General features: G+C 49.2%; 21 protein-coding genes. 13 read left to right on the forward strand and 8 right to left on the reverse strand.

All coding sequences use genetic code 11. From position 1 onward, the window contains the following. Window positions 1-41 precede the first annotated feature (41 nt). The 4 genes from V3C10_07500 (at window position 42) to V3C10_07515 (ending at window position 2,758) form a co-directional block, all read left to right on the forward strand. The gene (locus tag V3C10_07500; protein WVP63638.1) at window positions 42-203 is read left to right on the forward strand and encodes a hypothetical protein; all 162 of its coding nucleotides are present in this window, start codon (window positions 42-44) and stop codon (window positions 201-203) included. Between the two features lie 198 nt (window positions 204-401). Then, window positions 402-995 carry a hypothetical protein gene (locus tag V3C10_07505; protein ID WVP63639.1) on the forward strand — a complete coding sequence of 198 codons (594 nt, stop codon included), beginning with the start codon at window positions 402-404 and terminating at the stop codon, window positions 993-995. Between the two features lie 214 nt (window positions 996-1,209). Further along, entirely contained in the window at window positions 1,210-1,647 is a 438-nt protein-coding gene (locus V3C10_07510) for a hypothetical protein (GenBank protein ID WVP63640.1), read from the forward strand. Continuing rightward, entirely contained in the window at window positions 1,640-2,758 is a 1,119-nt protein-coding gene (locus V3C10_07515) for a hypothetical protein (protein ID WVP63641.1), read from the forward strand. The genes V3C10_07510 and V3C10_07515 overlap by 8 nt, the downstream gene beginning before the upstream one ends. 166 nt (window positions 2,759-2,924) lie before the next feature. Here V3C10_07515 and V3C10_07520 read toward each other — a convergent pair whose 3' ends face one another. Together V3C10_07520 and V3C10_07525 are read right to left on the reverse strand one after the other, a co-directional pair. Beyond that, window positions 2,925-5,636 carry an EAL domain-containing protein gene (locus V3C10_07520; protein ID WVP63642.1) on the reverse strand — a complete coding sequence of 904 codons (2,712 nt, stop codon included), beginning with the start codon at window positions 5,634-5,636 and terminating at the stop codon, window positions 2,925-2,927. A 177-nt stretch (window positions 5,637-5,813) separates the two neighbouring features. Continuing rightward, complete coding sequence (locus V3C10_07525) at window positions 5,814-7,850, reverse strand: histidine kinase (protein ID WVP63643.1); 2,037 nt, start codon at window positions 7,848-7,850, stop codon at window positions 5,814-5,816. Between the two features lie 296 nt (window positions 7,851-8,146). Between V3C10_07525 and glyA the strand changes: the two genes are divergently transcribed. The 4 genes from glyA to V3C10_07545 all read left to right on the forward strand — a co-directional run bounded on the left by glyA (window position 8,147) and on the right by V3C10_07545 (window position 12,205). Next, the gene (glyA, locus tag V3C10_07530) at window positions 8,147-9,421 is read left to right on the forward strand and encodes a serine hydroxymethyltransferase (GenBank protein WVP63644.1); all 1,275 of its coding nucleotides are present in this window, start codon (window positions 8,147-8,149) and stop codon (window positions 9,419-9,421) included. A 96-nt stretch (window positions 9,422-9,517) separates the two neighbouring features. Further along, on the forward strand, window positions 9,518-10,735 hold the full coding sequence (locus V3C10_07535; protein ID WVP63645.1) for a dicarboxylate/amino acid:cation symporter: 1,218 nt from the start codon (window positions 9,518-9,520) through the stop codon (window positions 10,733-10,735). 12 nt (window positions 10,736-10,747) lie between these two features. Then, window positions 10,748-11,602, forward strand: a complete 855-nt coding sequence (locus tag V3C10_07540) for a tetrahydrofolate dehydrogenase/cyclohydrolase catalytic domain-containing protein (GenBank protein ID WVP63646.1) — start codon at window positions 10,748-10,750, stop codon at window positions 11,600-11,602. A 111-nt stretch (window positions 11,603-11,713) separates the two neighbouring features. Beyond that, window positions 11,714-12,205 carry an amidase domain-containing protein gene (locus tag V3C10_07545; protein WVP63647.1) on the forward strand — a complete coding sequence of 164 codons (492 nt, stop codon included), beginning with the start codon at window positions 11,714-11,716 and terminating at the stop codon, window positions 12,203-12,205. A gap of 102 nt (window positions 12,206-12,307) precedes the next feature. On the opposite strand, the gene V3C10_07550 is transcribed toward V3C10_07545, so the two are convergent. Then, window positions 12,308-14,050 (reverse strand): FUSC family protein, encoded by a 1,743-nt coding sequence (locus V3C10_07550; protein WVP63648.1) that lies wholly within the window; start codon window positions 14,048-14,050, stop codon window positions 12,308-12,310. Between the two features lie 177 nt (window positions 14,051-14,227). Here V3C10_07550 and V3C10_07555 point away from each other — a divergent pair, with 177 nt between their 5' ends. The 5 genes from V3C10_07555 (at window position 14,228) to V3C10_07575 (ending at window position 21,836) form a co-directional block, all read left to right on the forward strand. Further along, window positions 14,228-14,671: a MarR family transcriptional regulator gene (locus V3C10_07555; protein ID WVP63649.1), complete on the forward strand. Its 444-nt coding sequence runs from the start codon at window positions 14,228-14,230 to the stop codon at window positions 14,669-14,671. Window positions 14,672-14,967: 296 nt separating this feature from the next. After that, window positions 14,968-18,414, forward strand: a complete 3,447-nt coding sequence (locus V3C10_07560; GenBank protein ID WVP63650.1) for a restriction endonuclease — start codon at window positions 14,968-14,970, stop codon at window positions 18,412-18,414. A gap of 261 nt (window positions 18,415-18,675) precedes the next feature. Beyond that, complete coding sequence (locus V3C10_07565) at window positions 18,676-19,863, forward strand: MATE family efflux transporter (protein ID WVP63651.1); 1,188 nt, start codon at window positions 18,676-18,678, stop codon at window positions 19,861-19,863. Window positions 19,864-19,988: 125 nt separating this feature from the next. Then, window positions 19,989-20,585, forward strand: a complete 597-nt coding sequence (locus V3C10_07570; GenBank protein WVP63652.1) for a DUF3877 family protein — start codon at window positions 19,989-19,991, stop codon at window positions 20,583-20,585. Between the two features lie 111 nt (window positions 20,586-20,696). After that, on the forward strand, window positions 20,697-21,836 hold the full coding sequence (locus V3C10_07575) for a collagen-like protein (GenBank protein ID WVP63653.1): 1,140 nt from the start codon (window positions 20,697-20,699) through the stop codon (window positions 21,834-21,836). A gap of 262 nt (window positions 21,837-22,098) precedes the next feature. On the opposite strand, the gene V3C10_07580 is transcribed toward V3C10_07575, so the two are convergent. From V3C10_07580 to V3C10_07600, 5 genes are all read right to left on the reverse strand, one after another. Further along, window positions 22,099-23,019, reverse strand: coding sequence for a 4Fe-4S binding protein (locus tag V3C10_07580; protein WVP63654.1), 921 nt, complete (start codon window positions 23,017-23,019; stop codon window positions 22,099-22,101). Between the two features lie 16 nt (window positions 23,020-23,035). Beyond that, the gene (locus tag V3C10_07585) at window positions 23,036-23,185 is read right to left on the reverse strand and encodes a CD1871A family CXXC motif-containing protein (GenBank protein WVP63655.1); all 150 of its coding nucleotides are present in this window, start codon (window positions 23,183-23,185) and stop codon (window positions 23,036-23,038) included. Continuing rightward, window positions 23,175-23,762, reverse strand: a complete 588-nt coding sequence (locus tag V3C10_07590) for a TlpA disulfide reductase family protein (GenBank protein WVP63656.1) — start codon at window positions 23,760-23,762, stop codon at window positions 23,175-23,177. Before V3C10_07590 ends, V3C10_07585 begins: the two co-directional genes overlap by 11 nt. Window positions 23,763-23,946: 184 nt before the next feature. Continuing rightward, window positions 23,947-25,971, reverse strand: a complete 2,025-nt coding sequence (locus V3C10_07595; protein ID WVP63657.1) for an ABC transporter permease — start codon at window positions 25,969-25,971, stop codon at window positions 23,947-23,949. Beyond that, the gene (locus V3C10_07600) at window positions 25,961-26,728 is read right to left on the reverse strand and encodes an ABC transporter ATP-binding protein (GenBank protein ID WVP63658.1); all 768 of its coding nucleotides are present in this window, start codon (window positions 26,726-26,728) and stop codon (window positions 25,961-25,963) included. Before V3C10_07600 ends, V3C10_07595 begins: the two co-directional genes overlap by 11 nt. Window positions 26,729-26,900: the final 172 nt, after the last annotated feature.

The following is a 26,900-nucleotide window of genomic DNA, read 5'->3' on the forward strand; positions in this document are numbered from 1 at the left end:
AGCAAGTTCGATAGCGGAAGTGGGAATGGGCGGGATGTTTTGTGAGCGATATCGATTTTGGAGTAGCAAAAAAGAATTATTTGAAATTAGTTGAATTGAATCAATATAAAGCGGTCAAGGATGAGCAATTCATACAGATTCTGGACAGCTATGAACAAAATAAGTCGGATTTTTTAGGTGAAGATATTAAAAGCAGAGACTAAGTTAAAGAAATTTTGATGAATGAGACGGAAACCGTAGAATTGCTGGTATCCGTCTCATTTTTATGTGGTGGCTTGACAATCGTGCGTACCGGCCGTCCCGCTTCTCTCTGTAACGTTTCAAAATAAAAATCATATTATGATAATGTAATATATTAAATAAATCCGATATTTGCGATCTTTAATCCGGGAGGAAATTTTATGGGAATGCCTATCATACAGCCAAGCAACATTTCAAGATGCCAGTCTATCACGGATATCATTCAGTCCGTAGCTCTTGAACAGGCTGCTCTGGCTCATATATTAAATGCAGAGGGAGAGAAAATTCAGAAAATTGTGGCGCTGTCAGATTCGCCGCAGGAAATGCTGATGGTTAACAAGTCGGTAAATGATGTTGTCAATTCGGTCTCCATGCTCGAAATTGTGTTAAAATCCAAACTTGCGCTGTTTGAGGATTGTCTGTGCGAGGAATGTCCTTGTGCGGCCATAACCGATACCTCGCTCATCTTTGTTAATCTTGCAGACACAGACGACGAGATTATAAAGAATAATAAAAACAGTTATTCCGTTCTTATCGGTAACTGTAATGAACTGCCGGTTTCCATGCTTTTTGCAGCTGCGCCCGCCGCATTTGTAAAAGCGGTCAGCCTGCCGCCTTCCGTAACGTTCCAGAATAGCATCATAACTGTTGATTGTATGCAGACGGACAGCGGGACGGTTATTCTCGAAGTTGGTGAGGGGAGCTGCAGACAGACGGTAACAATTGACATCCGCATCAACTGCGAGTGTGACTAAAATAGATAAAACAAGGGGATGATGATATGCCGGCTGTAATAACAGGCATAGTGTTTCATGATTGAAACCACAACGGTCAATATGACCCGGGCGGCTTTACCGTGTCAAACGGTCCGAGAGTGCTGACATCAACGGTTACGGCCACATAAATTACCAATAACGCGGTGATCGGAAGCCAGAACTTCAGCCACGATACGAATGACAATCCGCTTGCATGTACCAGGACGCCGGTCAGTTCGTCAATGAGCCGACCCAGTGGTACAATATCGATGTGGTGACGGGAGTCTCCGAACTTCAGGGATTCCTGAATCCAATCAACAATGTAAATGCAATTGGATATAACCTGCTGGATCATTATATTTATGGGTATGACCAGACGGTGCACAGAATTGTACGTATCGATAACACCGGAAACCTGATGCAGCTTTCATCCAACCCCACAGGGCTTCCGAACAATGACTTTAACGTCGGAACCTTTGATCTGGACGGGCATCTGTTCCTTTTTGTAAATGCCACGTCAAGATTTTATACGGTGGATTTGAACCAGGAATCAGCCACATTTATGAATGCCGGCCCGGACGCAATCCGGCCCGGCGCTCATACATTACATAGAAACCGATATAAGAAACAGGAAGGAGATTTTGATGGATGATTGTGTTTTAACGGAATGCAGACCGATAGCGCTGCGGTGTGACCAAAAGATAAACCGTGTGGCATTTGACGGCTGCCATTACTATTTTACAATCCTGCACACCTGTGAAATTATTAAAGCGGATGTTTGTTTTCATATTGTTGAATGTTTTTCCACAGGCAGGGAGTATGACTGCATCTGTTACGATTCCGTGGAAAATTGTTTCTGGGCGTCATCGAAAAGGCAGGGCAATATGCTGTTTAAGCTGGCATGCAACATGACGGAAATAGACTGCATTACCTTTAACTGCGGAAAAAATACGGGAAATATCACCGGCCTCTCTTTTAATTGCTGCCATGACAGCCTGGTTGCCGCTTATACGGCCTGTGTGATCGAGGTATGTAAGTGCTCCGAGGGAGCGGAAGTACTGTACCGTTCCCCCGGCTCCAGCATTACAGGAATTATCAGCCTCTGTCCCGTGCACATCATCACCTTTGTGAAAAACAGCCAGTCCTATCTCTGTATCTTCGACGAATGCGGCCGGGTTGTCGGCTCCTGTATGGCCGAATGCAGTTTCATTCTGAAAGATATCATCTTTTATCCGTGCAGGTCGGAGTGCGGGGAGATAGTCGTTGATTTTCTGGCGTTTAAAAAGGAAAAATATCCATATCTGTGCCAATGGAAAATTCCGGTGTGCTGTTTAAACATAACCCTCTGTCCCTGTAATTTTATGGCCTGCAGAAAATGCAGCCCCGAAAATGACTGCTGTAAAGGGGATGCATGCGCCGATATCATGGAATCCATCGCCATGATGGAGGCCTCCATGGCTCGTATTCTAAATGCGGAGGGAGAGAAGCTCCAGAAGGTGCTTTCCATGACGGATGATATTGATAAGATACTTTGTATCAACAGAGAGATTAACAAAACGATTATTAATGCAACCCATCTGGAACATACGCTCTATGCAAAACTGTCTGCACTCTGCGGCTGCCGTGATGGCTGCGGCTGCTGCGATGACTGCGGCTCCTGTGATGGCTGTGGCTGTATCACCTGCGGTAATCTCTGTGCCTGCGATGGCTCCGGCAGCCGTGGCCTGGACTGTGAAGATTCCGGGGAGACATGTGGCTTATGAAACCGGCCTGGCTGTTCTCTGCACCGGCCGGTTTCATGGGAGAGTAAGCAAGAGAAAAGTCAGAAAAGTCAGAAAAGGCTCCGGACTGCTGAAATCAACAATCCGGAGCCTTTTATTTAGTATTAGATAATAATGATTGGATAATGAAGCATCCGTGAAACGGACTCTACTGCGCTTTGTATAGAAACAGTTTCTCATATTCCTCTGCGGAAACAGGTTTGCTGAACAGGTACCCCTGCACCAGATCAATATCGCAGGTACACAATACGGAAAACTGTTCCTCCGCCTCCACGCCCTCGGCCACCAGGCAGACACCGAGATTGTGGCAGACCTCGGAGATGGATCTGACAATGGTCAGGTTTCTCGGATTGTCGGCAATATGGTCGATGATGCTCTTGTCCAGCTTCAGCACGTCGAATTCCACCTCGGACAGAAGAACGACGTTTGCGCACTCCGTGCCAAAATCGTCGAGGGCAATGGTAAAGCCCGCCTTCTGAAGTCTGGAACTCAGTTCTTTTACATCGAGACCGTCGTGGTTCTGCATTTTTTCCGTGACTTCTATTTCCAGATAGTTCGGTGAAATATCACAGGATTTGCAAATTTCCGTGAGGCGCTCGATAAAATCAGGCATTTTCAGTGAGCAGACTGAAAAGTTTACGGAAACGGGGAAGAGGCGTCTGCCGCTTTTTTTCCAGGAACTCAGTTTGGAACAGACAAAGCGGAAAACGTAGAAATCAATCAGGTTGATGATCTCAAATTCTTCCAGCAGCGGTATGAAATCTCCGGGATAGATCAGTCTGCCCGGCTGCGGTGAGTAACGGACGAGCGCTTCGGCCCCCTCGGCCAGATGGCTGGCGGACGAAATTTTTGGCTGAAAGTAAACGACGAAATGATTCTCATCGATCTCTTTCTGCAGTGAGGCGGAATTCGACAGGTGGGACAGAAGATCATCATTGTAATGGCGATAGCGGCGTGAGGCCGGATTCTTCCGGTAAAACGCCTTCTTATCTTCGTACATCCGGGCGTCGGCAATTGCAATCTCCCGGCTGATATCATCAATACATTCGATCCACTGGGAGCCGATTGCGGCCTGGCAGTCGGAGTCCAGAGCAAAGCGGGCCTTCAGCTCGTGCACCAGATTCTGGAACTGCTCCTGGTTCATGTCGGGACAGATGATGACAAATTCATCACCGCCGATCCGATAAAAATTGGCGCAGGTGAAGACCGCTCTCATCCGCCTTGCGCATTCAACCAAAACCTTATCGCCAAATTCGTGGCCATAGCGGTCGTTGATATCTTTTAATCCGTTAACGTCCAGATAGACGATTCCCACGGGGGTATCCGTGTGTGCCAGCGCTGTCGTGTCTTCTATGTACTTGTTTCTGTTTTGAAAATCGGTCAGTTTGTCGAAATAACTCAAATGGGTCAGTAGTTTCTGGCTGTCCGAATGGCTTCTTGCAAGCAGCAGGAAATAGCACAGAGTCTGGAGGAGAGGCGCGATATTCTGAATCCGGTCGGGTGGAGGATTATCTACGCCGAAATAACCGACCAGAGTCCCTTCACGCTCCAGCGGAGCGACAACCAGGCTTTGGATGGATTGCGAGTGAAGGATTTCATATTCCTTCGGAGCCGTCCCGCGGATCTGTTCCAAATCTTCGATGATAATACATTCCTTGTGGTTAAAATAAGGGATCCAGCGTTCAATCAAATCAATTGGCATTTCCTGTAGAAAATTTTTCTGAGGTGAGATGCCTTCCGCACACCATTCATAATCATTATACATTCTGCCATCCCTGATATAGACGATATAGGCGCGGGCGGCGGAGAGAAAGCTCCCAAGATACTGAAGCACCTGGGCGATTGCCGCGTCAATATCATCGGGCTGGTACAGCATGCGTACACACTCCGTGATCATCTTGTCGGCCTCCAGGTTGGACTTTAACTGTATCTTTTCCCTTTCCGATTCGGTGGTGTCGAAGGCGAGTTCCATCCGTGCGATGCGTCCTTCCCATTCCACCAGGCTGTCCTTCAGGAGATAGTGGCGTTTCGTCAGGGGATTGGTGTATTCCCAGGTATAAATTTCTCCCTCCTTCAGTAGTGGGGTGGTGCAGAAATCGCAGGGCTGCTCCTTGCCCTGCAGGGCTTTGTAACATTTTTGGCCGTCCATATTGTCTATATGGAATGTTTCCTGGCCGGCCTTATTCAGAAACAGCAGATCATGGCTTTCTATGTCGGTTACATAGATAAGCTCGGAGATGTCGTTCATCGGCCCGAGGAGGCTGTCGGTCATACGGGACAGACGCTCTTCTTTTCTGCGGTTCTCTTCCTCGGCGGCCATGAGCGCTTTACGCCGTCTGGCCTGGCTGGAACTGAAGAGGTAAAACAGGAAAATCATAACGATGAAGGAACAGTTCAATATCAGCAGGCTTTTCTCGGCCAAGTACTCCCTCTTTTCAGAAAACTGTTCCGCGGCCAGAACCGCCTGATCGGCCAGGTCAAAATATGATTCACTGTCCTTAAAGAGCTGTTCCGTGTCTCCCCCGGCCCTGACATCTTTAATTTCTTCCTTCATATCTTCCCATTCGGCCTGCATCTCAAGTATCAGGGACTGGAATTTACTGCTGTCCATGCGGATGAGCCCGTGTTCACCTTCGCCTGTCTGAAGCTCTGAAATAATGCCGTCCAGTCTTTGAATCAGGGCATCATTGGGGTGATGGTTCAGCTCCTCTTTGACAAGGCGCTGGGTGGCGCCGCGCACAATACCGGCATAGTTGATTACTTTTGCATTACCCTGGAGGTTGTGCAGACAGAAAAGTGAAAAAAAGCTGGAGAGTATAAGGGCAATTGTTATAATAACAGGGAAAATTTTCTTTTGCATAAGCGCCTCCGGGTGGCTTTTTATTGTGTATGTTCCGTGATGTCGGTTCTGTATCTGATTTACTGCTTTTGCGGAAACTTTTGTTAATACGCCGCTGTTATGGATAAGCGTACCATACTTATCCGGAGTATGCAAGGTTCCCCGGTTAAAAGAATTGCGCCGGAAAATCCTTCCCTGTCAAGACGGAGGGACGGCGGGTTTATGGCCGCTCTGGTGCTCTTTCGGAGTCATTCCGGTCTGCTTCTTAAACGTGCGGTAAAAATAGTTTAAATTGCTGTATCCCACCATATCCGCGGCCTCCTTGACCGAGCAGCCGTTGTGCAGAAGCTCCGTCGCCTTATTGATCCGGACGGAATTATAATAGGTGGTAAAGCTGGTGTTCAGATAATGTTTGAATAATCTTGCCACGTTGCTTTCGCTGGTTGAAATAGCTGCAGCGCAGTCCCCCAGATGAAGCTCTTCCATATAATGCAGATCAATGTATTCCATAAGCTGGTTAAACAGCGGATTGTCGGAATAACGGTATCCCAGAACACGCTGCATAGTCTCGCAGAACTGCTCGTAGAGTATCGGTTTCAGCAGAAAATCACGGGCCTTGAGCCGCAGCGCCTGCTGGGCGTAGGTAAAGGAATTATATGCCGTAATGATGATAAAGGCCACATCCCCCAGGGGCTCATGGCTGAGCTTTTCCATGACCTGGAGCCCGTTTAAGCCGGGCATTTCAATGTCCAGGAATACAATGTCGGCGCAGGAGCTGATTTCATAGCGGTATTTCTCACCGTACAGGGCATCCAGTTTCCGCGCAACCATTGCCGTTCCGTGGGAGGAGTCGCCGTTGCGCATGATATCCCTGAGGGCGAGAAGCTCTTCCGGTTCCATTCCTTTGCCGTTGTCGCTGATCCGTGCGACGAGATAATTCTCCTCCCCGAGGATGGAGACGGAGATAGCCATCAGATCTCCGGATGCGGTAAAGGCATGCTTGAAGCAGTTCTCCACGATCGGCTGAAGGAAGTTAAACGGGACCTCCTCGTGCAGAAGCTGTTCGTCGATATCGTACTGAAGCAGCAGGCGTTTTCCGAAACGCATCTGCTGCAGCCCCGTATAATTCTTCAGGTAATTCACTTCCTCGCGAAGCGGGACAAAATAGCTGTCGCCGCGCAGCGTATATTGAAGCATCAGGGCCAGGCTGCTGATGGCCTGGTAGGTCTGTTCCGCGTTCTCACGGATGGCCGTGCCCATCATCATATTCAATGTGTTAAATAAGAAATGCTGGTTAATCTGTAAGTTGATGGCCTTTGTCTGGCTGGTCTGGAGCGAGGACTGCAGAAGCTGCTCCTGCTTCGTCTGGTCGGACAGGGCTTTTTTGCTGTCCTCCAGGGCCGCTTCCATCTGGGTAAAATGATAGTAATTGCAGATGATGTTCGAAAGCTTCTCCATAATCTGCAGGATGCCCGCCACGGTGCTGCTGGGGACATTGTAGGGGAGCTTTCCCGGAAATTCCGTCACGGCGGGCTCCATCGTCCTGACGTGGCCGGCCTTAATCGCCCCCAGGTAATCTTCGCCGGACACGATGGGCAGAATATAGAGGGAGAGGCCGTACTGGCAGATAAAGGCCGAGGGCCTCGAATTGCAGGATGCGGGATAAGACTCCTTCTGACGGTAGAGGGGACAGCTCATCGGATCCTCCACGATGTCACAGCACGTCTTACAGAAGGCGGGATATTCCGCATTCTGATAGACCGCCGTTCCGTCACAGTCGTAGATGGACAGCGGCATTTTCAGCGGATGCAGCATCTGGCCGGAGATTTCGGAGATGGTCTGTCGGAGAAAATGCCGTCTGTCAATTTCCTGGGGAGCGGCGGGGACTTCGGTTTCCTGTCCCTGCCAGGCCGGTCCGTCGCTCAGTGCGGCGGGAATGGAGATCAGCAGTTTGACAATCTCTTCGTCCCCGTCGTTGACAGCCTCATGGGACATGCCGGGGGAAATATGATAGAGCTTTCCGGGAGCCAGCGGGAGTTCTTCATCCCCGACTTTTTGGTGTCCGTACCCCTTCAGGACGTACATAAGCTGTTCATCCCCGATATGAATATGGCGGGGCTGCTCCCCGCCGGACCGTATGGTGCTGATTCCAACCTTCATTTTATCATTTGATCCCGGGGCGGGTTCAAAGACCCAGTCGATATTTCCCCAGTCCAGTTCCTGTATATTTCCCATTGCATTCACCGCCTTTGTTTCATTATATCAGGAATCCCCCATGCCGTAAAGTTGACTTGAGAATCGTTATTTCATTAAAAAATAGGATATTATGTACAGGGTAAAGGAGGAGAAAACAGCCTGTTTCGTTATTATGTACCATAAATGTAAAGAAAAAATGATAAAAAGTGTGATTTTGTTCAATAAAACGGTGGTTTAGTTCCTATAAAAAAACAGCCGGTTTATTATAATGGGATTATAGAAAAGCAACAGACAGGAACTTATAAATCGGGAAATTAAAAAATGGAGGAATGAAGATGTATCTGGATAACAGCTTTGAGAAAATTAAAAAATTTGACCCTGAAATGGCGGAACTGACCATGCAGGAGGAGGAGCGTCAGAAAAAAACACTCTGCCTGATCGCATCGGAAAATTATGCCTCACCTCTGGCGGCGGGACTGGAAGGTTCCATCTGGGCCGACAAAAATGCCGAGGGTTATCCTGGCGGACGCTTCGTGGCAGGCTGTGAACTGGCCGACAGAGTGGAAAATCTGGCAAAAGAGCGTATTAAAAAACTGTTTGGCGCCGATCATGTAAACGTACAGTCCATGAGCGCGACGGTGGGGAATGTGGCGATTCTGCGCGCCCTGCTGAAACCGGGTGATACCGTACTTTCAATGGAACTGGATCAGGGCGGCCATTTAAGCCATGGCGCCAAATTCCATTACAGCGGTAAAATGTACCAGTCGGTATTTTACGGACTGAACAGGGAAACAGAGGAGATCGACATGGAGCAGGTGGAGAGACTGGCCAAAGAGCATCAGCCGAAGCTGATCATCTGCGGAGCCTCCTCCTATCCGAAACAGATCGATTACAAGCGCTTCGGTGAGATAGCAAGGAGCGTCGGCGCTTATCTGATGGCCGATATTGCACACCCGGTCGGCCTGATTGCAGCGGGAATCATACCTTCACCGATTCCTCACGCCGATGTAGTCAGCAGCTCCACCCATAAGACATGGAGAGGCGCCAGAGGCTGCGGTATCATCATGTGCAAGGGAGAACTCGCCAAAAAGATTGACACCCAGGTATTCCCGGGACTGCAGGGGGCGCCCAAAATGGATATGATCGCGGCGCGCGCGGTGCAGGCGCTGGAGAGCATGACACCTGTTTATAAGGCATACCAGCAGAAGGTATACGACAATGCCCAGGCGCTGGCGGATGAACTGTTAAAATGCGGTCTCCGGCTCGTTTCCGGCGGAACCAATACACACCTGATTCTCGTGGATGTCCGAAACTTAATCCCATCCGGCAAAGAAGCCGAGGCGGTTCTGGAATCCGTAGGAATCGTTGTCAATAAAAATATGATACCTTATGATCCGCAGAGCCCGAAGGTGACGAGCGGCATCCGGATTGGCACACCGGCCCTGACGACCCGCGGCCTGGAAGAGGAAGAAATCCGTGAGGTTGGACGTCTCCTGGCGGATACTCTTAAAAACAGCGGCAATCCGGACGCTCTCGATAAGATCCGCACACGCGTGGCTGAAATTGCCGCGGTGCATCCTCTGTTTGATGAGGAAAAATGGCTTGCCTGATAAGTTCTTTACATATATGCGTTCCGTCGCCCCGCCCCTTTAGGGAACCGGGGCGGCGCAACAGGATCCATGAGTGGACTGGGGAAGGGGATAAGAATGAAAGAAACGAAAAAAATGCCGATGTTTGCGAAAATCGCCATCGGTTTCGTCCTGGGAATTTTGTCTGGTGTTCTTTTGAGGGAAAGAGCAGCCGTGTTTGAACCGATTGGCGATCTTTTTATGCGTATGCTTAAGATGCTGATACTCCCTCTTGTTTTCAGTGCGATTATCAGCGGCCTGACCAGTATACCGGATATGAAAAAAATTTATAAAATGGGAATCAAGGCATTCATCCTGTTTGTGGTCATGACGGCGCTGGCGATCCTGACCGGTATTGTATTTGCGAACCTGTTCCGGCCGGGAGTGGGCGCGGCGATTCAGATGCCGGTGGCCGATACCGGGAATGCCACGGATGTTTCCTTTATCGCGACGATCCTGAATATGTTCCCGACCAATGTGTTTGCATCATTTTCCGGCGACAATATGCTTCAGGTAATCGTTTTTGCATTCTTCTTTGGAATCTGCATCGTGATGTGTGGAGAGAAGGCAGAGCCGGTGAAGGTGTTCTTTGACAGAACCGCACAGGTTATGTATAAGATGACAGATATCGTCATTTCCTTTGCCCCGTTCGGCGTATTCGGCTTAATGTCCGGCATGATAGGAAAATACGGCCTTTCCACACTTCTTCCTCTGGGAAAATTTATTATTGTGCTGCATTTGGCACTGATTGTATTTATATTTGTCATCCAGGCGGGCCTCGTGGTCATCGGCGTCAGGATGAATCCAATCAAATTCTACAAGGGTATCTTCGGGGCAATCAGCATGGCCCTGGCGACTGACAGTTCGGCTGCGGCCCTGCCGGTGGCAATCAAGGAGCTGCAGAATAATCTCGGGGTTTCCGAGGCAATTGCCAGCTTTATCATGTCGGTTGGAACGAATGTCAGCAAGAGCGGAAGCGCTCTGTATCAGGGCATGACGGTCATCTTCATCGCCCAGGTGGCGGGAGTGCAGCTTTCAATGGCGCAGCAGGTAACGGTTTTCGTCACGGCGCTGCTGGCTTCCCTGGGAACCGCCGGTGTTCCGAGCGCCAGCATTGTCATGTTGACAATGACACTGGGCAGTGTTAATCTTCCGTTAGAGGGCGTTGCATTGATGACGGGAATCGACCGTATTATCGGCGGTCAGAGGACACTTCCGAACGTAATCACCAATGCCGCCATATCGGCTATGCTGGATCGGCAGGAGAAAATAGAACAGGGACAGCAGCCTGTGTAAGGAGGAGTTTCAATGGCTAAATTATTGACGGGAGCGCCCGTTGTCGCAGCGCTGAGCGGGGAGCTTTCGAAGCGGGTGGAACGGCTTAAGGCGGCCGGGATTACACCGACGCTTGCGATTGTCCGGATTGGGGAACGTCCGGCCGATCTGTCCTATGAGCGGGGCGCGTCCAAACGTTGCGCCGCAATCGGGATTGAGGTAAAGCATATCTTTCTTAAACCGGATTACCGGCCGGAGGAGCTGATGGCCGTCGTGCAGGAAATTAACGGGGATCCCGGAATTCACGGCTGTCTGATGTTCCGGCCTCTGGCACGGCGCGAGGACGAACTGGCCGTCTGCGCGGCCCTGAAACCGGAAAAGGACATGGACGGCATCACGGCCTGGTCCCAGGGAAACGTACTTTCCGGCGAGGAGGGCGGCTTTGCACCGTGCACCGCCCAGGCTTGCCTGGAAATTCTGGACTATTACGGGTATCCTCTCAAGAGTTCACGCGTCACGGTCATCGGGGCCAGCATGGTGATTGGAAAACCGGTCGGCATTATGCTGTTAAATCGGTGCGCGACACTGACCATGTGCCATATCGACACCGTGGACACCGCATCCCATTGCCGCGGTGCCGAGATCCTGATTTCAGCGGCGGGCTGTGCGGGGCTGGTAAGTAAAGATTATGTATCTCCCGGCCAGGTTGTGCTGGATGTGGGAATCAACACAAGCCCGGAAGGGAAACTGTGCGGCGATGTGAGATTCGATGAGGTGGAGCCGATTGTGGAAGCCATCACACCGGTGCCGGGGGGCGTCGGAACGGTGACATCGACCGTATTGGCCAAACATGTGGTGGAGGCTGCGGAGAGAATGTACCGAAAGTAAGGAGGGGGTACATAGACTGACCCGCAGATGAGAAATAGTAAAGTTCCTGAGGATATCGAAGCCGTGTCCACCATATGATTAAATAACAGGGAGCGGACCAGGTTGCGAGATATGTTAAAAGAAAAGGAATACCGCCGGGAGGCGGCGTTACAGTATGCCAAACAGTGGGCATTGGGGAGAAATCCGAGATATCTCGATTTCGAACATATGGGAGGAGACTGTACGAATTTTGCTTCGCAGTGCATTTATGCGGGGAGCGGAGTTATGAATTATACTCCGGTGAAGGGCTGGTATTATAACAGCGGCTATGACAGGACGCCGAGCTGGACGGGGGTGCAGTACCTCTACAATTTTCTTGTGGGAAATAAGTCGGTGGGGCCTTACGCCGTGGTGACGGATGAGAAGGGAATACAGCCCGGAGACATCGTGCAGCTCGGTAACGGGAGCTGGTATTATCACAGCCCGGTGATTGTGGCCGTGGAGAACGGGCGAATTTTTCTTGCAGCTCACAGTTATGATGCCTATATGCGCCCTCTGGATTCCTACCAGTATGAGCAGGCCAGATTCCTTCATATAAAGGGAGTCCGTGTCTGGGGGGCATAGAGAAAGCCGGGAGTGCCGGTATGGAAAGGATTTTTCCTTCTCCGTACCGGCACTTTACTGTTGAGTGGCAATGAAAAGTTCGCGAAGCGTGCTTTTCATTGATTAAGGGAGCAGATGTTCCGTCTCATATACGGGGGCGTCCGCTCTCTCCGCGATAAAGGTGCGGTGGGCGTTCCTGACCTGTTTCCGGCATTGGGCCATGAGTTCGGGAAAACCGGTCCACCGCTCCAGGAGCGCGTTCTGGTTCAGCTTTTCTTCCAGTAAATGGGCCTGGATGACGAGGTTATAATACAACTGGGAATCAATCTGCTCGGTGTGGCATAGTTTCGCCAGCAGTTCCGTAATGGTTTTATATTTGTCCCAGAGCTGCCTTGTGGCTTTTGCCCTGTTGAAGGGAAAAATAAGGCAGTTTACCACGTATGCCGCCGTGGCCCCGGCCAGGATATAACAGAGCCGGATGAGGAAGACGCCGCCTACCGCCTGCAGCCCGAAGGCGTTCATGAACACGGCGCCTCCCATGGCCCCGATGGTCGAGCAGGTGAAGGTTTCAGCGTAATCCGTAAAATAGAAAGACAGATAACCGGACAGCATCATGGCTGCAGTGCGGCCCGCTGGGGAGGGGATCAGCGAGTAGACGGCAACGGAGATAAGACCTCCGGCCACCGTGGCGGCAATTCGCTTTTTCATTTTTACCGGGACGTCGTCTGCGTAGGGGAGGGATACGGAGGCCATTGTGAACAAAAGCCATTTTCCGTGCGGCAGGGCGAGGGACTGGACGAGCAGAGTTGCCGCAGCAAGAAGCAGGGCGGTGCGGAGGGCGTAGACAAAACGGACCGGACTTAAATCGAGGGCGGCCTGGATTCTGAGTTTCAGCGACAGTACATTCGGGCGGTAGTTTCCTTTATTTTGAGGATCGGACATGTGCTGCAGACGGTCGTTTATGTAGTTCAGAAGTTTATCCGGCGGATGGGTTTCTTCCTTGTCTCCTTCCATGACGGTATCGGGGGATGGCTTTGGAAGCTCCTTTATTTCCTGGTGAAGGAAGGCGCGGAAGACTCGCAGACGGTTCAGCGTCACCTGAAGGAGGGAGCGGTCCTGATTGGACAGAGCTTCTGGGAGTTCCTCCAGCAAAAACAGCAGATGTTCAAGCCCCCGTCCCGCGTCGATCATGGAAAAACCGGCGTCGGAAACGCAGAACGCCTTTTTCCTTCGGTCATACACGGTTTTACTGAGGCTGCAGAGCAGGTGATGGATAGCCCCGGAATTGGGTTTTGCGCCGTTCCCGTCAAGTTTTCCGGTGATGTAGGAGCAGATGCAGTCAATCATCTCACTCAGCACATCCCTGGCCGTTTCGTCTGCGCGTTTTCTCCCCATAACCCACTGGTAGAGCAGAATGGATACGGCGCCCGTCACCATGGCTAGGAGCCGTCCCGGAAGGCGGGCGGCGTCCACGGGGGAAATAAATATCAGGAACAGGTAGGACAGAATGTAGGGAAAATACATATGTGTGGAGTACTCATAGGTATAAGCATACAGGATGACCAACAGTGTGATAAAATTGAGAAGAAAAGACGCCGGAGCGGGGAGGGCGTTAACCAGATAAGCGGCGAGCGCGATCCAGAGAAGTATAAGCGACTGGCCGGCCAGATGCCGGAACGGTGTGGCCGTCAGATCCCGGACCATGGAGGCGGACATCAGGATTGTAAAAATAACGCCTGCAATCGTATTTTCCGGCCCGAATAGCAGGGAGAAAAGATTGACATATGCGATGATGAAAATAAAGTTCAAAGTGCTGAAACGAAAGTGTTCCCTGATTCTGGCGGGAATTTTGAAATTGTTGACCATAGAACGATGCATCTCCTTTGTGGCGGTTCTTAACCGGCTATTGATTTTCAGACTGGATGTTGTATAATTGTGATAATAATAGAAATATGATAGTCATATTTTATTTACTAAGTCTATAAGATATCATTTTTGCATGCTTTTGTCAATAAAAACCTGGGAGAGGAAAATGGAAGGAAAATGAAATCAGAGAAAATATCGGAATTATTTGTAAAAAATCTGCTTCATGCAATGCCGGTCTGGAATTCCAGGCTGGTGCGGCCGTTTAAAAATTCGCTGAACGGAGAAATGAGCCTGGAGACATATTACTGTCTGGAAACATTGCGGAGCCGGGGAACCGCCACGATGACGGAGATGGCCCGGCGGCTGAATGTGCCCAAGCAGCAGGCGACAAAACTGGTTGATGCCCTTGTCGTCCATGGATTTGTGGAGCGTTCGCCAAGAGAGAACGACAGGAGGACCGTCGAGGTGTGCCTGACTCCGAAGGCAGTTGCCTATCTGGATGATTACCATATGAAAAATAGGGAGTTTATCCGGACACTGGAAGAAAAACTGACGGAGCAGGAACTACAGAAATTAAACGACGCCGTCATAGTCCTGGCGCAGACTCTGCCGAAGCTTTAGCAGCCGGCCGGCCTCCCGGTACTTCCGTCTGTCTGGAGGCAGTTCAATCTGCACAGTGGTGATGACCGTGCTCTGCGTGTAAAGTAAGCCGCGGTGCTGGGGCTTTGAGTCATGTTTATCCTGTCTATTTACGCGGGAATCATCTTCATGACAAAGAGGCCTCTTTTTTTGATATCATTTACACCGTGGTTTTGATATGATACAATAAAAGAACACAAGTTCGCAGTTACAGGGGCAGCAGTTGCGGTAAATCAAGCCGGTAAATTCCCTTTTCAGGAAGCAGAGGAAGGCTGAGCATGAGAACATACGATTATAATGAGAAATTGAGCTGGGCCGATTTTCAGAATCTGGCGTGCGAAGTGGTCCAGCAGCGCGAGCATGTCCGGCTTCAGACGTTTAAGGACACCGCTGACGGCGGGGCCGACGGACTGTGGTTTGACGAAACATCCACGCTGGTGGTACAGGCCAAAAAGTATAAGGAATTTAAGACATTATACAGGGAACTGAAAAACATTGAACTTTTAAAGGTTAAAAAGCTGAATCCGGACCGTTATATCCTCGTTGTCTCACTGGAACTGGGGAAACATGAGGCCGATAAAATTTATCAGTTATTTGAGGGTTATATCAAAACAAGCGGGGATCTTATCACGAAGAATGAGCTGAACCGTCTGCTGGCGGAAAAAGAATACCGCCGGATCGAGAAGGATTATACCAGACTGTGGCTCCCTGATACGTCCGTCATAGAGGAGGTTCTTTCCGAGATTGTCCACAAGGGCGCGCGGAACCGCAATACGAACGCCTACCGCAAGGCTCTCGATACCAGCAGAACATTTGTCCAGACGCAGACTTACAACCATGCGCTGGCGAAACTGGACGCCAACCATACGATCGTGATTTCGGGTGAGCCGGGGATGGGCAAGACGACACTGGCTTATATTCTTGCGCTTGAATTTCTGTCTGTGCGGGGGTATGAGGGATTTATCTGGGCCGAGACGGTAGAGGAGATTGAGGCCGGATGGGAGTACTCCGATCAGAGGCAGGTCTTTATCCTGGATGACTACTGGGGCAGCACATTTTACAAAGAGACCGGGAGGAAGGCGACAAGAAAGCTGGAAGAACTGATTTACCGGGTAAAGGCCGATGAAAATAAGCGGCTGATTATTACGTCTAGGGAGTATATTGTCCAGCAGGAAATCAGCAGGAGCCCGGAGCTTAAGGACATCATAGGCAGGCTTAAGCTGGAATGTGTCCTTAAGGATTACAGTGCCGCCGAGAAAGCAAAAATACTGTTTGCCCATCTGTATGCGTCGGAGCTTGAAACGGAATATCTGGAGGACATCTTATTTCACTGTGATAATATTGTTGAAAATGAGGGATACAGCCCGCGTATAATAGAGAAATTTTTAAAACAGAGTGACTGTGGGGAGTTTTCACCGCAGGAGTACACGGAGGAACTGCTGGGATATCTGGATTATCCGGAGAATTTCTGGAATGAAATATTTATGGAGCTTACGGAGGAGGCGAGAATGATCGCCCTGATTACTGCGATCTCCTATGTACCGATCAGTCTGGACGATATCAGAAATACGTTCGGAAAGTATGTCCAGTTGTATGCGGCCGACAGGAAAATGAAGTCCTTTGAGGCCTGCATCTCAGAGCTGGAGAAAACCTTTGTCACAACATATTGGGACGAAGAGATTCTGATTACGTTTGATAACCCGTCTATTATTGATTTTCTGTTCTCTTTTCTGGAACAGAACCAGGAATACTATATTCCGAAATTAAGCAGGTCGGCATCTTTTTACAACCAGCTTCTGATGCTTCTGGATAGGGATCTCTGCAAAGACGTGGAAATCATCCGGGAGATTGAGCAGAGGGCCGTCGACGAGTTTTATAACCTGCCGATGAAGCTTTCTGATTTTGGCGATATTGAGGTCGGGGAATCCGATATTGACGAGGGAAGTCACTGGGCCGGCCGGGCCTTTCATTTGCTGCGGGTCTCGAAATTACAGAAGCGGGGCCCGGTATGGGACTTTATCAGGGACTTTATCAATACATTTTTTGAACAGCTGGGGCTGAATGAGTTATTTGATGGAATAGATGAGTTAATCGATTTTGTCGGTTTGGTGCATTTATGCGAAAAGAACGGCCTTCATCTTAATGGGCAGGAAATCATGGAGCAGTACTGGTCCTGTTCGTTCCTGGCTGCACATTATACATACTTCAGTGAGTTAGGTAAAATTTATCCGAACGAGTTTAAAGAACGGCGTGAGAACTACGTTCAGTTTATGAAAAAGAATATCAAGGATATCATTCTTTACAGCCTTGATTATCTGGATGAGCTTGATTATCCCTGGCAGCTGGACATGCTGGTGGATGATATTCCGCGTATTCTGAAGGAATTCGGCCTCAGGTACACACGGAAATATAAGATGCAGATTAAAATGATTGCCGGACGGTATTACGAGGAGATTAAAAGAGACAAAAACTTCGACAAATCTTCCGACTGGACTCCGGAGCCGGAAGAGGAGGACTACGGTAAGGCTAAGCGGGAGGGATATGAGCTGCTGCTTGGAGAAAAGAATGGAGCGCTCGCCCGGGAAGAATGCGTGGAGCTTATCAAAAAGCTGAAGTTTTGTCCGGAGATGGAGGAGGAGCTGCTCTCCATTGTAGAGAGCGGAAAACCCTGGTACATCGGCGAGATGCTGGAAACCGAAGAGATGCTTTCGGCGGTAAAAGATATGATGGACAGTATGGGCCTTAAAAAGATGCCCCGCAGTGTGGATGCCTTTATGAACCTGCTTATTTATCAGATACTGGATGGGGATACTGATACTGCAGACGCCTTTTTGGGCTTTTGTACCGATTACATGCTGGATCTTCTGCTTTACAATGCGAGCTACCGGGTGAGTGAGAGAAAATTCAGAAAACTGGAGGATTATGAAAAATACGTCGCCGGGAATCAGGAGCTGGAGGAGCTCCTGTTCAGAACCGTTCTTGTGAAAAATGGAAAATGGGTCGAGACTCGGAACGAGCTGCTCATGATATACTGCTGCGGCAGGGCTCTTGTGAATGGAGAAGATTTTGACAGAGGGATTTTCTTCGAGTATGGGACGTTGCTTTCGGATTCATTTGAAAATTTCCGGGACGGCAGTATGGCGGTTTATAGTCCTGTACTGAATGGCGGTTTTAAACGCAATTATGAATGGGAACGGCAGCTTGCCCTTTTATTCCGGGAGTTGGATGAAGAACGGTTTTACCAGAATTATGTGATTCCACAGGTGGAACAATTCCTGGACGGTTACAGGCGGGGAGAAGAGCGGATAACCGGCTTTCTGAAAGAAATCCGTCTGCAGATCAAAACCGGGCGCGACAATGAGATTTACAGTGATATGATGACGGTTCCCGATGTAATTATTCTGGTTGAAAATCTGGAGATAGCCCAAATAACCGGTGTGTTTAAAGATAAACTGACAAAGAAGGAGATAAAGTGCCTGACCGGCAGAAAGTCCATCTGCAAGAAGCAAAAAGATAAGACGGTCATCTCCGTGTTTCAGGAGAATAATATGGAATTTCTGAAGAAATGTGGCGTTTATGGTATTGTTGATGAATTCTTCAATGATTTGGAATGTTTTGTGAATGAGTTCTGTAGCCGGAACGGGATGCAGAGCGGGTTACAAACCGGATTATTATCCGGAAATTCTCAGCCGGAATCCGCGCGCGAGCAGAGTGAAGGTATATGATGAAAAAGATATTGAAAAATTCTGCCAATTCAGGGAGAAGCACCGGTTTGGGCCTCTTATGGCCCATGCGCCGTATACAATTAATATGGCCGTCACGGTTCTTCTGGAAAGCATGTCGGGGAAGGCCGTATGGGGAAAGAGGCTACGGTTCGAATCATGGGGCATCCGGAGTGTTTTGTGATAATGGTTCCATTCCACCGGGCGGGCAGAAAGATGATTCTGCATTTTGTCCGGTGAGTTTTTGACAGAGGAGAAACGGGCATGGATGAGACACCGGTATGGAAGCAGCTGATCAAGTTGTCGGCCCCGGTTATGCTGGCATTGTTAATTCAATCGATTTATAACATCGTGGACAGTTATTTTGTTGCAAGGTATTCGGAGGAGGGGCTGACGGCTCTGTCCATTATATTTCCGATCCAGCTTTTGATGACGGCCCTGGCTACGGGTACGGGCGTGGGAATTAATATCCTGATTTCGAGGCTGGATGGGGAAGGTGAGACAAAACCGCAGAAAAATATCATAGCGGCCGGATTCCTGCTGAGCGTATTGGGCGCCCTGCTTTTTATCGCCGCGGGAATGCCCGGGATCAGAATTTATTATCAGATTTCATCGGCGCAGGCGCTTGTGAGGGAATACGGGATTCAGTATGCTCAGATTATCTTTGCATTTTCACTGGGAATGTTTATCGAGGCGGCCGGAACTAAGGTATTGCAGGCCAGGAGCGATATGGTGCTGCCCATGTGCGCCCAGGTGGCGGGGGCAGCGGTGAATATTGTTCTGGATCCTGTTCTGATATTCGGTTATTTCGGATTGCCGGTGATGGGGATCAGGGGGGCCGCAGTTGCAACCGTGATCGGCCAGTGGGCGGCTATGGCGATCGTGATGGCCGGGTTTATCAAACGGTATTCCATGCCCTTTGGACGGGTGAACCTGCATTACTGCACCAGAGTCCTGAGGGCGGGAGCGCCCTCGATTATTATGCAATGTCTGTATACGGTGTACATAGTGGGACTGAACCTGATTCTGAAAATTTTCTCCGAGGATGCGGTTACCGTTCTTGGAATCTATTATAAACTTCAGACCTTCTTTTTTATCCCGCTTCTGGGACTTCAGCAGGTTATACTGCCCCTGTTAAGTTTCAGTTACGGTGCGGGGAGAAAGGATCGGGTGGACAGTATCCTGCGCTGCTCTTTTGTGCTCTCGGGAGTGATTATGGTGGCCGCAGCCGCGTGTTTTATGGCCATCCCGGAATTATTGCTGGGGATCTTTTCGTCCAGGCCGGAGATTCTTAAGATCGGCGGCACCGCGTTCAGAATCATAGCGCTGAGTTTTATCCCGTCGGCGTTCGGGCTGATCTTTGTGGTTTATTTCCAGGGGGTGGATCGGGGAAAAGAGAGTATCTTTCTCATTCTGCTGCGTCAGGTTCTTCTGCTTGTGCCCGTAGCCTAGGCGCTGCATTTTCTGGGGCTGAACCAGGTGTGGTTTACATTCCCCATCACGGAAGTAATCGTAGTGGCGGCATGTCTGATTTTCTATAAAAAACGGAAGCCGTTTAACGGCGGAACAGGAGAAATATGACGACAGAATTTTTGCGGCAGCATATTTTTGACACAATAAAAGAATGGCAGATGAAAATCGGGAGCCGTGATGAGAGCATCAGGCTCTATTATCCCGCAGTTTCCCTGATGAATCTGCTGAGGCTTGGGGATAAGGCGGGAACAGGAGATAAGAAGCCTGAGGGTGAAGCCAGGCTTGGTGAACTTGACGGGGCTCTTTTGATTTTTGCTCAGGATGTTGAACCGTTGCTTGGAAAGATACGTTTTTCAAGACAGGGAGAGCGGTACTGCATCGAGGTGCCGGAAAAAGGATGCGCTTATATAGCCAATGCCGTTCCGGAACCGGAATTTTTGAAACGCTTTCTGTCCGTCATTACGGCGAAAGACAGTACACTGGAACAGATACGGGCGTGTTTCCAGGATTTTGCCGGAATGTATGGGCTTGGATATATGGAAGAGGATAAAGAAGGGGAGGGAGCCGGCCATGTGTTTTATTTCAGCAGCGCGGTTCCGGAACCTTATATTTATTGTGTGGAAGAGGACGAATTCGGTTTGACTTACCACCGTTTTACCAGAGAGGACTACGAAGACCTTTCCGTGGAGGACGCTCACTGAGCGGAGAGGCCGGGTCGTCCGGCAGACAGTTGGATTCATACACATCTTTTAGGACAACATCATATTATGGCATTAGCAGTATAAACTGCTGACTAAAAAGGATGTGATAATATGAATTGTAATGATAATTGCAGATTTGGCAATACGAATACAAACTCTTTTATACAGGGCGAAAATCAGGTTTTAAGAAACCAGGGACTTTGCCCGGGAAATTTCCCGGAACCAAGGTGTGGAAGGTGCTGCCAGGGTCCGACCGGTCCCAGAGGCTGTCAGGGTCCGACTGGCCCCAGAGGCTGTCCAGGCCCGATGGGTCCCAGAGGGTGCCCGGGTGAACGGGGACCAAGAGGTCCACAGGGCCCGCAGGGATTCCAGGGTCCAACCGGCCCGACCGGGCCAACAGGAGCCACAGGGGCAACTGGAAATACTGGTGTAGCAGGCCCAACCGGTCCGACAGGAGCGACTGGCGCTAACGGAGCTACGGGAGGTACAGGTCCAACCGGCCCAACAGGGGCAACCGGAACAGCGGGAGCCGCCGGAGCAACCGGCTCAACAGGAGCAACGGGAACAGCAGGAGCGGCCGGAGCAACCGGCCCAACGGGAGCAACCGGCCCGACAGGAGCGACGGGAACAGCAGGAGCGGCCGGAGCAACCGGCCCGACAGGAGCGACAGGAACAGCAGGAACCGCCGGAGCAACCGGCCCAACCGGAGCGACGGGAACAGCGGGAGTGGCCGGAGCAACGGGAGCAACCGGCCCAACGGGAGCAACCGGCCCAACCGGTCCAACTGGAGCTAACGGTACAGCAGGCCCAACCGGGGCAACAGGAGCCACGGGAGCGACCGGAGCATCAGTAACCAGCAACAGTATGAATGCCACTAACACGACGGGAGCAACAATCGCCGTGATTCTGGGCGGTACGGATGTACCGCTGCCGAATGTACAGGTATTAGACGGATTTACCGTGAACGCAGCCAATACGACATTTACCGTACCGGCCACAGGAACCTATATGGTTGCCTACAGAGTTTCCACAACGGCGGCCTTACTGATGTCCTCCCGCGTATTGCACAACGGAGCAGCGTTGGCAGGTTCCACCTTTGCACCGATTGCATCACTCAGCACATTTGAGGCGACGACGTTTGCCGCACTTACAGCAGGCGATACACTGGAACTTCAGCTCTTCGGTTTGCTGGGAGCAGCGGTCCTTCAGGGAGGCAACGGAGCTACACTTACCGTGATAAGGCTAGTTTAAACAGAGTACGGAAGGTATGGAAATGTACCGGAAAATGAAACGGACTAACTTGATAATCATAGCCCAAAAGTAATGAAAGAAAAAAGGAGCAGTCCGCTTCCCGAAAAGGCCGATGGGCCTGAATGCAGGAAGCGGGCTGCTTTTATAGCAGATGGCAGAAACGCCCCATCCCGGGGCCAATCCGGTTAGGAAGCAGCGTTTCCCTTCTGTCTTCTGGCAAAGAAACAAATTAAAGTGATAATGGCTGTGGTTATCATGTTTTTCATTCATTCCCGGATTGGCAGTGTTGGCAGTTCACCGTTTTGGCAGCTCCCATATCAGAAAATCCCATATTAGAAAAAGTACTGTGAAGGGAATGGTTTTTACAAGCCTTTAAGCATTTTCCACACCGGATACATTCCAGATTATTGGGAATTTCATGGACTGGAAGATCCATGGGACAGGCTTTCCTGCAGGCTCCGCATTTTGTACAGCTGTCCTGATTCACTTCAAAACGGTAGAGGGCAATCGGGTTGAACAGGCTGTAAACCGCGCCCAGCGGGCAGAGATAACGGCAGAATGGGCGGTACACCTTGATGGCCCAGACGGCCACAGCCACCAGCACGAACACTTTCCAACTGAAGAGCAGCCCCAGGCCGGAACGGAGCGACGGGTTTAAGAGCGTCAGCGGAATGCCTCCCAATAAGGTTCCCGACGGGCAGATCAGTTTGCAGAACCACGGTGTGCCGCCTCCGACAATATTAGTGATGGTGACGGGAAGAATAATCACAAAAACGACTAATATCACATATTTTAAATATTTCAGATAACGGTCTCCCGGCGATTTCTTTAATTTCCGGAACAGAGGGATTTTATGTAATAAATCCTGAACCAGGCCGAATGGACAGAGCCAGCCGCACACAAACCGCCCGAAAAATGCTCCTACCGCCATCAAAAAACCGATGATGTAGAATGAAAATTTGTACTGCGGACTGTTTAAAACCGCCTGCAGAGAGCCGATAGGACAAGCTCCAAATGCTCCTGGACAGGAATAGCAGTTCAGGCCGGGAACACAAAATTTCTTTCCGGTTCCCTTGTAAATCGTCCCTTCCAAATATCCATTCACATAACCGTTGGTCAGGGCGGTAAAACAAATCTGAACCACAAGACGGATATTTCTCTTCAGTCGTGTTATCAGTTCCATACTCTTTTCTCCCCCTTTATCCGATTCCGATGCATTCCAGGCAAATTGCTGCTGCTTTTGTCAGGACAGTGCCGACTTCCTGGCGGTATACGCCGGCGGCCATAAAAATCAGGCCGGCCGCCAGCATGGTGATTCCCCATCTGTTTTGGAACAGTTTATTTTTCATTCTTTACTTCCTCCAGACGCTTTTCAATAATTTTCTTCCATCCTGCCTTGTCTTCAGAGCCGGTTATTGGAGCTCCCACCAGCTCTCCGTTTTTGTCAACAAAATACGTGGTTGGAAAACCCGCCTGTTTTCCAAGGGGGGAAGCCGCCAGCTCTTCGGAAACCAGCAGCTGCTGGTATGTAGCCTTAGTGGCATCTAATACCTCCTGCACGTTCTTGCGTTCTTTCTCGGAAAGGCCTGCGTAAATCCCAAGCTCGTTTGTATTACCTTCCATCACTTCTATCACCAATCCCTTTATTGCCACTTTTGTACCCTCTTTCTCCAGTTCGTCCGATACCTCCTGAAGCTCCGGGATCTCCCCGACGCATGGACCGCACCAGGTTGCCCAGGTATTGATCAGCGTCAAATCATTTTCTTTAAAAATATCCGCAGTGACCTCATTTCCTTCAAAATCCACCGTTGCCAGATTGGCAAATAAATCTTTTGGAACGGTTTCCGAATCTGCTTTTTTTGAACATCCGGCACATGCCATTACCATTGCTGCTGCGATTATTCCAAACCATACTTTCTTTTTCATCTTTTGTCTCCTTCTTCTCATCTTGTTTTTTTTGTTTAGTTCTTTCTTTTTTGTTTCTCTGTTGATAATATTAGTCTACTGCAGAACATTCTCAACTGCCATCGATCCTCATTACAGTTTCGTGACATTTTTGTAATATTTCAGCAGCCTTTTGTTACATTCATTCTCATGTCCCCATATCAAATCATAATTTCAAAATTCTTTTGCACCCTGCATATGTGGTGATGAAATAAATACTGTACATAGCTACTGCCAGACCGGACGCAAATAACACATTCCGGGAAATGTCCCATGCGGACAGGTAGGGGATTCCCTGATAGACGCCGTACATGGTGACACCGGAATGGAACGCTGCCACTAAAAAAGGCAGTCCAAAGTAAAATCCCAGCTGTGCTTTCAAAGCCTTTCTCATGGTGCCGGACCCAGCTCCCAATTTATAAAGAAGAGCGAAACGCTTCTCATTATCGGTGGCCTGAGTCAGCTGCTGAAGCGCTAAGACAGCCCCAGCCGTAATTAGAAATGTAATCCCCAAATAGATTCCCAAATAAGAGACCATCAATTGACCGGAGAGAAAATCGATAAACAGATCCTCCCTGCCCTGGAATAAAAATCCACTGAGCAGCATCTCATCCCGATGCATGGCGTCATAGCAGCCCTCCTTTTCACCGAGTAGAACAGCGTCCATCACTCTCATGAACGGCCGGTGTTTTTCCGCGATTTTCTGAGGTACAATCAGCGTTCCGAAATCCAGATAGGCATTGCGGTTATAGAGTGTCTGCCGGTATAAACCGTCTTTTTTCAGGGAAAGTTCCGTTCCTGAAACAGTAAGCGGTCCTCCCTGTTCCATATAGTTTTTTAGCATCTCTTCCACCGATGGCTCACTGTATGTCAAGGCATATTCCGTTTCCCCCAGCACAACCGGAGGTTTCCCCTGCAGCGCTCTGATTTCATTATAGTCATCCACCCCTACCATATCGATCGGCATCTCTCCGGTCAATGGTATCTGCAGCCTGGATTTCGTCTCAAATTGGCCAAACAACTGCCTGGATGTAAAGTTATCATCTTCATAAAACGTCAATTCCCCTGTTTTCCCCAGATAATCGGCTGTTTCTGCATTCTGTTTCTCCAGTGCTTCTTTTATTGACCCGTTCTTTATCATCTCCTCATTTGTTCCAATGCCGTCATAATAATAAATGACACTCAGGTCGTAGGGCACCATTTTACTTTTTTCAGAAATAAAACTCTGTCCCATCCCTGTTCCAATCCCCATTACGGACACGGAAAAATACATTAAAATGCAGACCGCCGCAAGTGAAAATCCTTCTTTTTTCATGCTGCTTCCCAACTGGTTTACCACAAACAGGTTGAGATTTCGGTAATAAAATCCCTTTTTTTTCTTCAAAACCTTTAATAGAACCGGTGCGGCGGACAGAAAAAACAGCAGTGTGCCGGCCGCAACCAGAGCACTGAAAACAGCCGCCGTCTTTAAAAAATCAACATTTCTCCAGGTATAAATCACCCAATACCCGGCGCCTGTTAAAAGGAGTGCAAAAATAAACAGAATGCCCCACGCGTTTCCTTTTTCCGGCATTCCCTCATTTTTCTGCTCTGCCAAAAGCAGATCGATCAGCTTCATTTTCCGCAGTTCCCAAAGCCGGAATATGTGTACCACGGCAAAAGTTAAAACAAAGAAAATAACCGCGGCGGCCATTGCTTCCGCCGAAAATACAAAAGTGTAATTTCCTACATTGCCATTGGCCATCCTGGCCGTTACCATGGCCAGAATCTGGGAGACCGCAACACCAAGGGGCAGGCCGCACAGCAGGGAAATCCCGCCGATCCGGATCGTTTCCCTGGCAAGCAGGCGGCTGATATCTTTCTGTTCCATACCCAGAATTCCATAAATGGCAAATTCACGTTTTCTGCGTTTCATTAAAAAGCTGTTGGAATAGACTACCAGGAATCCGATAATCAGGCATACGATAGCGGAACATCCTGCCATCACGCTTTTCGCTGCTTCCAGGAAATTATAGGTGTCGGGAAGATTGAGCGCCCTAAACTGCGCCTCAATGGAATTAAAAGTATAGAAAAGACAGACGGCAAATGTAAGTGTAAAAAAGTAGACCAGATAATCTTCCGCACTTTTTTTAACATTTTTAGATGCAAGCTGCCTCAGTAATTTCTGTGATGTTTTTTTCTTAGATAACATGGCCTTTGTCACCTCCCAGCAAAGAAACCACCTGCATAATCTGATCGAAAAAATCTTTTCTCGAAGCATTCCCACGGATCAGTTCATTAAATATTTTACCATCCTTTAAGAACAGAATCCTTTTACAATGGCTGGCTGTGAATGCATCGTGGGTTACCATGAGGATGGTAGCCCCTTTTTCTTCATTCAGAAGCTGCAGGCATTCCAGCAGCATTCCTGCGGAACGGGAATCCAGGGCTCCGGTAGGTTCATCCGCCAGGATTAAAGACGGTTCCGTGACAACCGCCCTGGCGCAGGCCACCCGCTGCTTTTGTCCTCCTGACATTTCATAGGGGTATTTCCCTATGATTTCTTCAATTCCCAATTCTTTGGAAATATGATTCACTTTCTCCTCAATCTGGAACGGCGGTGTTTTGCAGATCGCCAGAGCCAGGGCAATGTTGTCCCGCCCGGTCAGGGTATCCAACAGATTGAAGTTTTGAAAAATAAATCCCAATTCTTCCCTCCGGAATTTGGACAGACTTTTTTCCTTCATTTTTGTCACTTCAATTCCATTGATACAAATCCGTCCGGCCGTAGCGTGATCGATGGTGGAAATACAGTTTAGAAGCGTCGTCTTTCCGCTTCCGGAAGCTCCCATGATTCCAATATATTCCCCCTTTTCCACCTCAAAACTGATATGATTGACTGCCCTTGTCAGACTTCCTTTATTTTTATAAAATTTTTCCAGATTATTGACTGTCAAGATTGGATTCATTTTCTGCGCTCCTTTTCCTCACTTTTCATTGATGCCCTCAGTCTATCACAGACGAAAATAGTGTGCCATTTTTTTCCCTAACATTAAAATTACATTTTTGTAATGTTGCCGTTGATAAACCGCTCTTCCTTTTTTACATCATGTCTTCCTTATTAACAGTAAAGCGAAAAAA

The organism is [Clostridium] symbiosum, assembly GCA_036419695.1.
GTDB classification, from domain to species: Bacteria; Bacillota; Clostridia; order Lachnospirales; family Lachnospiraceae; genus Otoolea; species Otoolea symbiosa_A.

Coding starts and splice junctions, on each gene's coding strand:
- V3C10_07505 (WVP63639.1), top strand. CDS start 402: ATGGGAATGCCTATCATACAGCCAAGCAACATTTCAAGATGCCAGTCT.
- V3C10_07510 (WVP63640.1), top strand. CDS start 1,210: ATGTACCAGGACGCCGGTCAGTTCGTCAATGAGCCGACCCAGTGGTAC.
- V3C10_07515 (WVP63641.1), top strand. CDS start 1,640: ATGGATGATTGTGTTTTAACGGAATGCAGACCGATAGCGCTGCGGTGT.
- V3C10_07520 (WVP63642.1), bottom strand. CDS start 5,636: ATGCAAAAGAAAATTTTCCCTGTTATTATAACAATTGCCCTTATACTC.
- V3C10_07525 (WVP63643.1), bottom strand. CDS start 7,850: ATGGGAAATATACAGGAACTGGACTGGGGAAATATCGACTGGGTCTTT.
- glyA (WVP63644.1), top strand. CDS start 8,147: ATGTATCTGGATAACAGCTTTGAGAAAATTAAAAAATTTGACCCTGAA.
- V3C10_07535 (WVP63645.1), top strand. CDS start 9,518: ATGAAAGAAACGAAAAAAATGCCGATGTTTGCGAAAATCGCCATCGGT.
- V3C10_07540 (WVP63646.1), top strand. CDS start 10,748: ATGGCTAAATTATTGACGGGAGCGCCCGTTGTCGCAGCGCTGAGCGGG.
- V3C10_07545 (WVP63647.1), top strand. CDS start 11,714: ATGTTAAAAGAAAAGGAATACCGCCGGGAGGCGGCGTTACAGTATGCC.
- V3C10_07550 (WVP63648.1), bottom strand. CDS start 14,050: ATGGTCAACAATTTCAAAATTCCCGCCAGAATCAGGGAACACTTTCGT.
- V3C10_07555 (WVP63649.1), top strand. CDS start 14,228: ATGAAATCAGAGAAAATATCGGAATTATTTGTAAAAAATCTGCTTCAT.
- V3C10_07560 (WVP63650.1), top strand. CDS start 14,968: ATGAGAACATACGATTATAATGAGAAATTGAGCTGGGCCGATTTTCAG.
- V3C10_07565 (WVP63651.1), top strand. CDS start 18,676: ATGGATGAGACACCGGTATGGAAGCAGCTGATCAAGTTGTCGGCCCCG.
- V3C10_07570 (WVP63652.1), top strand. CDS start 19,989: ATGACGACAGAATTTTTGCGGCAGCATATTTTTGACACAATAAAAGAA.
- V3C10_07575 (WVP63653.1), top strand. CDS start 20,697: ATGAATTGTAATGATAATTGCAGATTTGGCAATACGAATACAAACTCT.
- V3C10_07580 (WVP63654.1), bottom strand. CDS start 23,019: ATGGAACTGATAACACGACTGAAGAGAAATATCCGTCTTGTGGTTCAG.
- V3C10_07585 (WVP63655.1), bottom strand. CDS start 23,185: ATGAAAAATAAACTGTTCCAAAACAGATGGGGAATCACCATGCTGGCG.
- V3C10_07590 (WVP63656.1), bottom strand. CDS start 23,762: ATGAAAAAGAAAGTATGGTTTGGAATAATCGCAGCAGCAATGGTAATG.
- V3C10_07595 (WVP63657.1), bottom strand. CDS start 25,971: ATGTTATCTAAGAAAAAAACATCACAGAAATTACTGAGGCAGCTTGCA.
- V3C10_07600 (WVP63658.1), bottom strand. CDS start 26,728: ATGAATCCAATCTTGACAGTCAATAATCTGGAAAAATTTTATAAAAAT.